At 72.7% G+C, this 10,053-nt stretch carries 10 protein-coding genes and 1 pseudogene; 5 read left to right on the plus strand and 6 right to left on the minus strand.

Annotated elements, in window-relative coordinates:
• Positions 1 to 400: 400 nt before the first annotated feature.
• Together ACZ6X9_RS18205 and ACZ6X9_RS18210 are read left to right on the plus strand one after the other, a co-directional pair.
• Positions 401 to 1,270: an SAM-dependent methyltransferase gene (locus ACZ6X9_RS18205; RefSeq protein ID WP_469779187.1), complete on the plus strand. Its 870-nt coding sequence runs from the start codon at positions 401 to 403 to the stop codon at positions 1,268 to 1,270.
• Between the two features lie 53 nt (positions 1,271 to 1,323).
• Positions 1,324 to 3,486, plus strand: a complete 2,163-nt coding sequence (locus ACZ6X9_RS18210) for a putative bifunctional diguanylate cyclase/phosphodiesterase (protein WP_469779188.1) — start codon at positions 1,324 to 1,326, stop codon at positions 3,484 to 3,486.
• A gap of 9 nt (positions 3,487 to 3,495) precedes the next feature.
• Here ACZ6X9_RS18210 and ACZ6X9_RS18215 read toward each other — a convergent pair whose 3' ends face one another.
• Complete coding sequence (locus ACZ6X9_RS18215) at positions 3,496 to 3,936, minus strand: DUF779 domain-containing protein (RefSeq protein ID WP_469778983.1); 441 nt, start codon at positions 3,934 to 3,936, stop codon at positions 3,496 to 3,498.
• Positions 3,937 to 4,052: 116 nt separating this feature from the next.
• Between ACZ6X9_RS18215 and ACZ6X9_RS18220 the strand changes: the two genes are divergently transcribed.
• The gene (locus ACZ6X9_RS18220; RefSeq protein WP_469778984.1) at positions 4,053 to 4,937 is read left to right on the plus strand and encodes a class I SAM-dependent methyltransferase; all 885 of its coding nucleotides are present in this window, start codon (positions 4,053 to 4,055) and stop codon (positions 4,935 to 4,937) included.
• Between the two features lie 93 nt (positions 4,938 to 5,030).
• Here ACZ6X9_RS18220 and ACZ6X9_RS18225 read toward each other — a convergent pair whose 3' ends face one another.
• Both ACZ6X9_RS18225 and ACZ6X9_RS18230 read right to left on the minus strand, forming a co-directional pair.
• Positions 5,031 to 5,771: a class F sortase gene (locus ACZ6X9_RS18225; protein WP_469778985.1), complete on the minus strand. Its 741-nt coding sequence runs from the start codon at positions 5,769 to 5,771 to the stop codon at positions 5,031 to 5,033.
• A 19-nt stretch (positions 5,772 to 5,790) separates the two neighbouring features.
• Positions 5,791 to 6,432 (minus strand): hypothetical protein, encoded by a 642-nt coding sequence (locus ACZ6X9_RS18230; RefSeq protein WP_469778986.1) that lies wholly within the window; start codon positions 6,430 to 6,432, stop codon positions 5,791 to 5,793.
• A gap of 432 nt (positions 6,433 to 6,864) precedes the next feature.
• Between ACZ6X9_RS18230 and ACZ6X9_RS18235 the strand changes: the two genes are divergently transcribed.
• On the plus strand, positions 6,865 to 7,023 hold the full coding sequence (locus ACZ6X9_RS18235) for an SDR family oxidoreductase (protein ID WP_469778987.1): 159 nt from the start codon (positions 6,865 to 6,867) through the stop codon (positions 7,021 to 7,023).
• 97 nt (positions 7,024 to 7,120) lie between these two features.
• Here ACZ6X9_RS18235 and ACZ6X9_RS18240 read toward each other — a convergent pair whose 3' ends face one another.
• Positions 7,121 to 7,516: a hypothetical protein gene (locus ACZ6X9_RS18240; protein WP_469778988.1), complete on the minus strand. Its 396-nt coding sequence runs from the start codon at positions 7,514 to 7,516 to the stop codon at positions 7,121 to 7,123.
• A 303-nt stretch (positions 7,517 to 7,819) separates the two neighbouring features.
• Between ACZ6X9_RS18240 and ACZ6X9_RS18245 the strand changes: the two genes are divergently transcribed.
• The gene (locus tag ACZ6X9_RS18245; RefSeq protein ID WP_469778989.1) at positions 7,820 to 8,161 is read left to right on the plus strand and encodes a hypothetical protein; all 342 of its coding nucleotides are present in this window, start codon (positions 7,820 to 7,822) and stop codon (positions 8,159 to 8,161) included.
• 48 nt (positions 8,162 to 8,209) lie between these two features.
• On the opposite strand, the gene ACZ6X9_RS18250 is transcribed toward ACZ6X9_RS18245, so the two are convergent.
• Together ACZ6X9_RS18250 and ACZ6X9_RS18255 are read right to left on the minus strand one after the other, a co-directional pair.
• Complete coding sequence (locus ACZ6X9_RS18250) at positions 8,210 to 9,256, minus strand: polyprenyl synthetase family protein (RefSeq protein ID WP_469778990.1); 1,047 nt, start codon at positions 9,254 to 9,256, stop codon at positions 8,210 to 8,212.
• A 394-nt stretch (positions 9,257 to 9,650) separates the two neighbouring features.
• Positions 9,651 to 10,053, minus strand: a pseudogene (locus ACZ6X9_RS18255) (FG-GAP-like repeat-containing protein); the annotation flags it as partial.

Below are 10,053 nucleotides of genomic sequence, written 5' to 3' on the forward strand. Positions count from 1 at the left end.
GGGCGGCCCCTTTCGCACGTCCGCGCGCCCTCGCGAACCGGGACGCGCCCCTTGCGCGGGGAGCGGCGGTCCATGATCATTTGCTGTAGTCGGCAATGATGTGATCAATAATGCGAGAGCTGGTCCCGATCCGTACGGGCCGGGAGACGGAGGGGGTATGCGCCACCGGCGGCACCGGCCGCCGCGGAGGTGAGGGCACCCATGACGGCAGACAGAGACGCATCTCACGCGAACGAGTGGTTTTGAACCGCGACGAACCGCAGACCTGCTGGAGTCGAAGGGGAAGCGGCGGACGCATGCGGACTGGGCTTCTCCGCTTGCTTCTACCATTCGAACGAACGATCAGTAGCCTCTGCTCAGACCCCTCAACACCCCTGCGATGAGCTGGAGAGACAGAGTGATGGAGCGTCCCTGCCGGGCCCCTTCGGGCATCGACCTGTCCGTGCCGAGCGTGTCCCGCATCTACGACTACTACCTGGGCGGCTCGCACAACTTCGAGGTCGACCGGGAGGCCGGGCGGCGCGCCATCGAGGCGTTTCCGGACATGCCGAAGATCATGCAGGCCAACCGCGCCTTCATGCGGCGCGCCGTGCGCCACGCGGTCGAGCGGGGCGTCACCCAGTTCCTCGACATCGGCTCCGGCATCCCCACCTTCGGCAGCGTCCACGAGACCGCCCGGGCCGCGCACCCCGACGCCCGCGTGGTCTACGTCGACCACGACCCGGTCGCCGTCGCGCACAGCCGCAGCGTGCTGAAGGGGGACGACCGGGTCGGCGTCCTCGCGGCCGACCTGCGGACGCCGGAGGCCATCCTCAAGAGCCCCGAGGTCACCCGCCTCCTCGACCTGGAACGGCCCGTCGCGCTGCTCCTCGTCGCCGTGCTGCACTTCGTCCCGGACGGGGACGACCCCTGGGCGGCGGTGGCCCGTCTGCGCGACGGACTCGCCCCCGGCAGCCTCCTGATCCTCACCCACGCCGCGACCGAGGGCGGGCCGATGAAACCCGAGGAGGGCGAGAAGGTGGAACGCGTCTACCGCACCATCGGCTCACCGCTGTGCGCCCGGCCGCGGCCCCAGGTGGCCCGGTTCTTCGACGGCTTCTCGCTGGTCGACCCCGGCCTGGTGCCCATGCCCACCTGGCGCCCGGACCCCCGGGAGGACTGCGACGGCGACCCGGAGGCGCGGGGCGCCGCCGCGGACCCGGACCACCGCGCCGACCCCGTCTTCACGGCGGGGTTCGCCGGAGTGGCCGGCGTGGGGCGCAAGCCGTGACCGGCACGACGAACGGCCGCACCCTGCACGGCACCGCCGAGCCGTCGTACCCCCTGCCGTACGCCACCGACGACAGCGCGGTACAGGACGAGCGGCTGCGGCGGTTCGCCGCGCTGTGGAGCCGGGCGGTCCACCCGGCCGCGGCCACCCCGCTGACCCGCGGCGAGTTCGAGGGCTTCCTGATCCCGCTGGCCGCCCGGCTCCGCGACGCGCTGCACGCCCGCGCCTTCGACCCGGCCCCCGGCACCGAGGTCGGCGCCGCCCTGGTCCGCGGCCACTGCACCGACCCCGGCACCCTCCCGCTGATCCTCGGCGCCGTCGACGCCTACCTGCTGCTCTACTGCCCGCCGGACGACGCCGTCCCCGCCGACGAGTGCCGCGCCCGCTGCACCCGGCTCCAGCACGCCCTCGCCGCCGGCTTCGCCGCCGAGCTCCGCGAACGCGCCCTCGCCGAGCAGGAGGCCATCTCCCGCGCCGCGCTCGCCGCCCGGGCCGAGACCGAGCAGGCCCTGCACACCAGCGAGGAGCGGTTCCGCGCGGTCTTCGAGGGCGCGGCCATCGGGGTCGGCATCGCCGACGTCGACGGGCACATCACCGACGTCAACGAGGCGCTCTGCCGGATGTTCGGCAACCTCGACCGCCCGGTGGCGGGCCGCAACGTCGGCGAGCTCGTCCACCCCGACGACTCGCCCGAGGTGTGGGGCCTCTACGACGAGCTGGTCCGCGGCCACCGCGATCACTACCGCGTCGAGAAGCCCTACTACCGCGGCGACGGCAGCGTGCTCTGGACCGATCTGACCGTCTCCCTGCTCCGCGACGCCGCCGGCCGCCCCCAGTACCAGCTCGCGCTGATGGAGGACATCACCGAGCGCCGCGAGCTGCACGAGCGGCTGCGCCACCAGGCCACCCACGACGACCTCACCGGCCTGCCCAACCGCACCCTCTTCTTCGAGCGCCTCGACCGCACCCTGGACCCCGGCGGCCCCCTCGGGCCCGACGGCCACTTCGGCCTCTGCTACCTCGACCTCGACGGCTTCAAGGCCGTCAACGACAGCCTCGGCCATGCCGTCGGCGACCAGCTCCTCGTCGCCGTCGCCGAGCGGCTGCGCGCCTGCGCCACCGGGCCGGACGAGCTCGTGGCCCGGCTCGGCGGCGACGAGTTCGTGGCCCTCACCACCGGCCCCACCGCCCAGCGCGACGTCACCGCCCTGGCCCGCCGGATGCTCACCGCCCTCACCGACCCCGTCCACCTCGACGGCCGCCACCTGTCCGTCCGCGCCAGCATCGGCATCGTCGACGGCCGCCCCGGCGAGGCCGACGCCGCCGAGGTGCTGCGCAGCGCCGACATCACCATGTACCGGGCCAAGGCCGCCGGCGGCAACCGCTACGAGCTCGCCGACGCCGACTCCGACGCCCGGGTCATCGCCCGCCACGACCTCACCAACTGCCTGCCCGGCGCCCTGGAGAACGGCGAGTTCTTCATCGAGTACCAGCCGCTCGTCCGGCTCGCCGACGGCACCGTGCGCGGCGCCGAGGCGCTGGTCCGCTGGCTGCACCCGGTGCACGGGGTGCTCGGCCCGGACCAGTTCATCCCGCTGGCCGAGAGCACCGGCCTGATCGTCCCGCTCGGCCGCTGGGTCCTGGAGGAGGCGGCCCGGCAGGCCCGCGCCTGGCGCAGCGACGGCCGCTGCCGGGTGCCGCTGCGCGTCAACGTCAACCTCTCGCCGTCCCAGCTCCGCTACCCCTCCCTCGTCGCCGAGACCATCGCCGTCCTCGACAACGCCGGCCTCGACCCGTCGGCGCTCTGCCTGGAGGTCACCGAGAACGCCCTCATCGGCGCCGACGAGGAACAGCTCCGCCCGCTTCGGCAACTCGCCGACCTGGGCGTGGACATCGCCCTCGACGACTTCGGCACCGGCTACTCCAACCTCTCCTACCTGCGCCGGCTGCCCGTCAGCACGCTCAAGCTCGACCGCTCCTTCACCCGCGGCATGCAGTGCACGCCCGCCGACCCCGTCGACGTGAAGATCGTCGAGGGCATCGTCTCGCTCGCCCACACCCTGGACCTCTCGGTGACGGTGGAGGGCGTGGAGACCGGCACCCAGGCGGACCACCTGCGGATACTGGGCTGCGAGACGGCCCAGGGCTGGTACTACGCCCGGCCCGGCCCGCCGGAGCGACTGCACGCCCTCTCCCTGGCGGACGCCGCGTCCTGATCGGCCCGCTCAGCCCGCACCCGCGCCCCGGCCCCGGGCGCCGTCCGCGCCCGGGCCGAACAGCCGCGCCTCGGCGTCGGTCAGCAGCCGCGAGCGGATCAGGAAGCGGACGCCCTCCGGCGCCTCCAGCGAGAAGCCGCTGCCGCGCCCCGGCACCACGTCCACGGTGAGATGGGTGTGCCGCCAGCGTTCGAACTGGTCCGCCGCCATCCAGAAGCCGACCGGCTCGGCCACCCCCTCGACGGCCAGCTCCGCGAGGAGCACGTCGCTGCCGCCGGTACGGAACTCGCCGCGCGGGTAGCACATCGGCGAACTGCCGTCGCAGCAGCCGCCGGACTGGTGGAACATCAACGGCCCGTGCTTCTCGCGCAGCCGCCGGAGCAGTCGGGCCGCCGCCGGGGCCAGGGCCACGCGCCCGGGGGCGGCCGCGTGCGATCGGGTCGGGGTCACGAGTGCCCTCCTCGAATATCCGTTCCGCAGGGGCCCAGCCTGCCCCTGCCCGCCGCTGATCGCCAGAGGCCGGACCGGGGGGTGATCCACCCGCCGGGCGGTGGTAGGAAGACCCCATGACGGCAGACGACCGCACGATCCCGACGACCGGCGAACGGCCGCCCACGACCGAGGAGATGCTGCGCGCCAACGAGCGGAACTGGGACGCCCGCACCCCCGTCCACGCCGCCAGCGCCTTCTACGGCCTGGACGGCTCCCGGAGCGCCGACGACTGGTTCGCCCCCTTCGAGTGGACCGACCTCGGTGACCTCGCCGGCCGCGACGTCCTCCACCTCCAGTGCCACCTCGGCACCGAGACCCACGCCTTCGCCGACCGCGGCGCGCGCACCGTCGGCCTGGACTTCTCCTCGGCCGCCGTGGAACGGGCCCGCCGGCTCGCCGCCGAGCGCGGCCGGGACGTCGAATACGTCCGGGCCGACGTCCACCGGGCCGTCGAGGCGCTCGGCGGCCGGCGGTTCGACGTCGTCTACACCGGGAAGGGCGCCCTCTGCTACCTGCCCGACCTGACGGCCTGGGCGGACGTGGTCGCCCGACTGCTCCGGCCGGGCGGCGTCCTGTATTTGGTGGAATTCCACCCGCTGCTCAACGCCCTGGGAGCGGTCCCGGCGCCCGGCGAGGAGGACCTGCTGCTGCGCCACGACTACCTGGAGGGCCGGGGCCCGATCCGCGGCGACAACGCCCGGACGTACACGGACGGCCCGCCGCTCCCGGCGGATGCCGTGACCGGCTACGAGTGGCGGCACGGGCTCGGCGAGACGGTACAGGCCGTGCTCGGGGCCGGGCTGGAGCTCGAAGTGCTGCGGGAGACCGAGCTGTTGCCCTGGCCCCGGCTGCCCGGCATGGTCCGGGACGCGGCGAGTGGCTGGTGGCGGCTGCCCGCCCCGGAGCCGCGGGTGCCGCACCTGTTCGCGCTACGGGCGCGGTGCCGGGCGTCGTCGTGAAGGGGCCGGGAGCCGTGGCGGAGGCGGCGGGCTTCGTGGTGAAGACGCCGGGCGTTGTCGTGAAGACGCCGGACGTCGTCGTGAAGGCGCCGGTCAGGACTCGTCGCCCTCGTCGCCGTGTTCCTGGGGCTCCGCCGGATCGGCCGGCTTCTGTGCCGGGGCCGTCGCGGCGGGAGCGCCGCTCGTCCCGGTGAGGTAGGCGGACACCACCACGTTGGCGGTGTACTCGTGCCGTTCGCGGTCGTACTCGCCGCCGCAGGTGACCAGGCGCAGCTCGGCCCGCTTGGGATCCTTCGGGCCGTACGCCTTGTCGGCGTCGAAGTGGTCCCTGGGGACGACGGTGACGTCCTCGACGGTGAACTCGGCGGTGCTGCCGTCCTTGCGGACCACGTTCACCTTCAACCCCGGCTTCGCGGTGCTGAGTTCGTAGAAGACGCCCCGCGAGGTCTTGGTGTCGACGTGCCCGACGAGCACCGCGGCCCCGACGGCGCCGGGCGCCGGCCCGTCCTTGTACCAGGCGACGGTGTTGGGCCGGTCGTACGAGGGGGCCTCGACCCCGCCCTGGGGGTCGAGGCCATGGCCCTCGATGGGGGCCCGCAGACCCATGGCCCGGATGGCCAGGGTCTGCGGGGCCGCCACCGGCAGCGGTGTGTGTGCCGGCAGCAGGCCGTGCGCGCGAGGGCGGCCGGAGGGCTTGACGTCACCGGTGACCGGAGCCGTGGATATCGGCTCCTCGGCGATGTCGTGGCCCCATAGCCAGAGGGCCAGCAGTAGTGCCGTCCAGGCCGCCCCTGTCAGCAGGCGGCCGAAACCACCTGTGCGCTTTTCCGACATGTTTGCGATCCGCTTCCCGTTACTGCTTGACCGTGCGGGAGGCCCGGCGGCGGGACCAGATCAGACCGCCCGCGATACCGGCCGTGGCACCCGCGAGGATGAGCACGGGGGTGTCGACGGACGAGGACTCCGCGGCGGCCACCGGCGCGGTGGCGCCGCCGCCCGCGTGCGACGGACCGTGCGGACGGCCGTGGTGGTCGTTGCGGCCCTCGTGGTGCTTGCGACCGTGGTCGTGGTCCCGGCCGTGGTCGTTGTCGCGCCCGTGGTCGTGGTCGCGACCGTGGTCGTCGTCCCGCCCGCGGTCGTGGTCCCGGCCGTGGTCGTCGCCCCGGCCCTCGTGCTTGCGGCCGTGGTCGTCGTCCTTGCCGTGGTCGTCGTGCCCGTCGCGACTGCGGTCCTCGTTCCAGCCGTCGTCGTGGTCACGCCCCTTGTCCCGGTCGTGGTCGTCGTCCCGGCCGTCGTGGTCGCGGCCGTGGTCGTCGTCCTTGCCATGGTCGCGGTCGCCGTGGTCACGGTCTCCGTGATCGCGGTCGTGGTCACCGTGCTTGACCACCTGACCGGCCGGGGCCGACGGGGCCTCGAGGGCGTAGGCGGCGGCGGGAGCCGCACAGACGGCGACCGCCGTCAGAGTGCCGCAGAGAGCGGTACGAATTGACTTCATTGGGTGTACCTCCTTGCTCCGAGGTTCACCCCGCACTCTCATGGCGGCATCCGGAGGGTAGCCGTATTGCTCCATTCGGTGACGGAGCTGGTCCGGGCGGGGGATGGACACGCCGGAAAGAGGCTGAACAACGGGGTTCCGAGGGTTCCCGGACGGTGGTGACCGGACCGGGCGTGTCGGGCGTGTCGGAGGCTTGCGGGGCGGGGTGGTGGCGGGGTCGGGTGCGCGGCCGCGCTTCGACAGGCAACTCCCCGTTGCTGTAAGGGGGTTGCGTGGCCGCTCGTCCGCCCATGTCGTCCGCAGGACGTGCGTCATCGCCGCGGTGGTCGTCCGGTGGTGGGGCAGGGCGATCAGTGACCGGGCGGGAGGTCCGTCCCCGGCCACGCCGCCTGGTCGCGTCGTCCATGCCGAGGGCGACGTGGAAGATCCTCCGTGCGCCGGCCGGCAGCACCGGCAGCAGGTTCCACTCGGCGTCTGGGCACCCCCGGCGACGCGGCCGGGGCCGTCGAGTTCCTGCTCTCCGACGACGCCGGGTTCATCAGCGGCCACGTCCTGGACGTCGACGGCGGAAGCAGCCTCGGCGGACGGTGAGACGTACGGATCCGGGGACCGGAGCGGGCCGACGGCGGCCCGCCCCCTTCGCTGGGTGCGGGCCGCCGCCGGCCGTACGGATGCGCGAGCGTGCGGGTCAGCGGATCGACATGGTCACCTGGGCGTCGTAGCCGTCGTGCCAGCCGGTGCGGGCACCGTTCACGTTGTTGCCCTTCGGGCAGGCCTTGTAGGTCTTCTGCCAGCCGCCGATCTTCACGTTGCCGTAGACGCACTTGCCGTCCGACTTCTTGTCGTACACCCAGATCTGGACGCTGGACTGCCACTTGCCGCCGGCCTTGCGCCGGCACTCCCAGTAGGCCACTGCGCCACGGTCGGACGGGACGGTGATGCTGTCCTGCCGGCAGCTCTGGGCGGCGGCGGCCGCGGAGCCCGCGGTGGCCGCCGGGGCGGCCTGGACCGCGGGTGCCACCGCGAGCCCGCCGCCGAGCATCAGGGTCGTCGCCGCCAGGGCGGCACTCGTGCGCATGTTCATGGTTCGGTTCCCTCCGTTGCCGGCCGGGCCGTGGCGCCCGGCACGGCAGCAAAGGTGCCCCGCCGATCCGGTCGGGACCAGGGACGACGGACGGAACGGGACGGCGTGGGACGTCCCACGTGATGATCTGCGGAAACGTGATGTCCCAGTGCGCGGTCCTGGGACGGCCGCCACCCCCGGCCGACGTCGCTGCTGGATCTCACACGGTGTCAGCGGGCGTGAAGGTGGTCCCCATCTGTCGCCACACGGGCCTGAGTACGCGTACTCAGGCCCGGTCTCCGCGGGACCGGCAGACTGGCCGCCATGAACGGAGCGACCGAACACACGGCGACGGGAGACGCGAAGCGCGCGAGGCCGTCACTCGGCCGGGAAGTCGGACTCAGCCTGGTGCTGCTGTTTCCGGACCTGCTGGTGATGGCCTGGTTCTTCTACGGCTACGGCATCACCGCGTGGGCGGACGGTTACGACACCGTGAACCCACCGGAAGCGCCAGGGGTGGCGCGCCAAGCGGTATGGGTCCTGGCCGGCGGTGCGCTGGCCACGGGCGCCGGTCTGCTCGCCCTCCGGCGCCTCGTCAGCGGTACGTTCCAGCTCCTCGTGCTGGGCACTGCCGCCATCTTTTTCGCCGACCTCGCATCGCGCTGACCCCCGCGACGACCAAGCGGCTCCTCGGCCGACGCGCTCTCGGCGCGTTCAGCCGCTGTCGGACAGCTCGCTGAGCGTGGTTTCCAGGCCCTTCTGCCGACTGGACTCGATCATCCGGAGGGTCCAGTCCGTCACCCGGCGCGTCAACGGCGCTCCTCCGCCGGCCTCCCACTCCCTGTCGAGATGCTCCCTGGCACGCCGCAGGTGATCGTTGGCCGCGTTCCGTGCGGCCGTCAGACCGGTCTCCCAGAAGGTGCGGTCCACGGTCCGCAACTCTTGTGGAGTCAGTTGGTCGCCGGGTTTCGGGCCTGTGCGGGCCGCTTCGAGGACCAGGGTGACAGGCAGCGTGAAGTTCCCGATGTCGGCGTCGAAGGCCGCTGTCTTCGACCTCCCCGCATCGGAGCCGTTCAGCCAGGCGCGGGTGTCCTCGATGTCGTCGATGAGCTGAAGCCCGACCCCGAACTCCCGGACCGCGGGCACCAGATGAGTGAGATCCACGGGCCAGTCGGGACTGGACACACACCCCACGACGAGAGCCAGTTCCAGCATCGACGACGTCTTGCCGATGTAGATGGTCTCGTGAGTGGGCCGGGCTTTGAGCAGGCCGTGCTCACGTCCTTCGCGCAGTTGGGCGGCGTTGACCCGGAGGAAGACCTCGATGAAGGTACGTGTCAGCTCGGGGGAGTCCGCGTTGGCGATGGCGAGTGCCCGGGCCGCGACGAGGTTCCCGATCAGCAGCGCTTGCGCGGGACCGAGGGATTTCCAGAGCGTGGGCACCCCGCGACGGGTGGTGCCCTCGTCCAGGATGTCGTCGTGGATGAGCGTCGAGGTATGGAGCAGTTCCAGGGCGGTACAGCGCCGGATAAGGCGGCTCGCGACCGGTCCGGCGGCGACGGCCGCCAGCCGGGCACGGAACATGCGTCCGGACGCGAGGCCGACCGCGTGGTTCTCGAGGTGGTACGGAAGCAGGATGCGGCGGTACTCGTCCTCGAGTTCCGCTGCCAGCTCCGAGGCGAAACCGGTGAGATCCGGGAGCTTCGTCGTCAGGGGTGTGCCTTGGGGCCTGGAGTGAGCTTTCGCTGCCGGCGCGTCCACGGGTTCCCTCCCCGGGTCATGGAACACCATCGGTGCCCCGTGCCCGCGCTGCCGATGCGGTGCGAACGGGCCAAGCACCGCCACGGGGACAGTCTGCTCGACCCGGCTGCCGCACATCCCCGAGCCACGAACGAGCGAAAGCTTTCCGGACAGGGCATGCCCGCCACCAACCGTGGCCCTGGCGACCTCTCGGGCTCAACCGGTGCCCACAGGCGATCGCCCACCATCCACGGCCGGGCACGCACGCCCTCACGAACGGCCGAATCACCCGGCCGGCCACACCGGTCGGCCGAGCCGACGGCGGTGGTGGACGCACCCGGGCCGAGGTACGCCGCGCGGGCGGGCGCGGAGGCCCCGCCGGGTGTCCCGGCGGGGCCTTCGGACGTGCCCCGGCTCAGCCGAGGTCGCTGCGGTACCAGTTCCAACTGGTGGCGTTCGCGTTGTCCCAGACCTTCTGCGGCCGGGCGACTCCTTCGTCGCGGCCGGTGAAGGTGTGCAGCGCGACCTCGTTCTTGCCGTCGTCGTCCTGGCCCTTGTTGTAGAGGACGCCGAGGTCGGCCTTGCCGTCGCCGTCGAAGTCGCCGGCCACGAGCTTGCTGCGGTCGGCGTTCCAGCTTCCGGTGGTGGTGTCGTTGTTGTCCCAGGCGCGCTTCGGGGCGTTCAGGCCGTCGGCGCGGCCGTAGCCGATGTGGAAGGCCGTGCGGTTGCTGCCGGTCCTGTCCTTGCCCTCGTCGTAGAGGATGCCGAGGTCGGCCTTGCCGTCGCCGTTGAAGTCACCCGCGACCGGCTTGCTGCGC

This window comes from Streptomyces sp. NPDC052910, assembly GCF_055585605.1.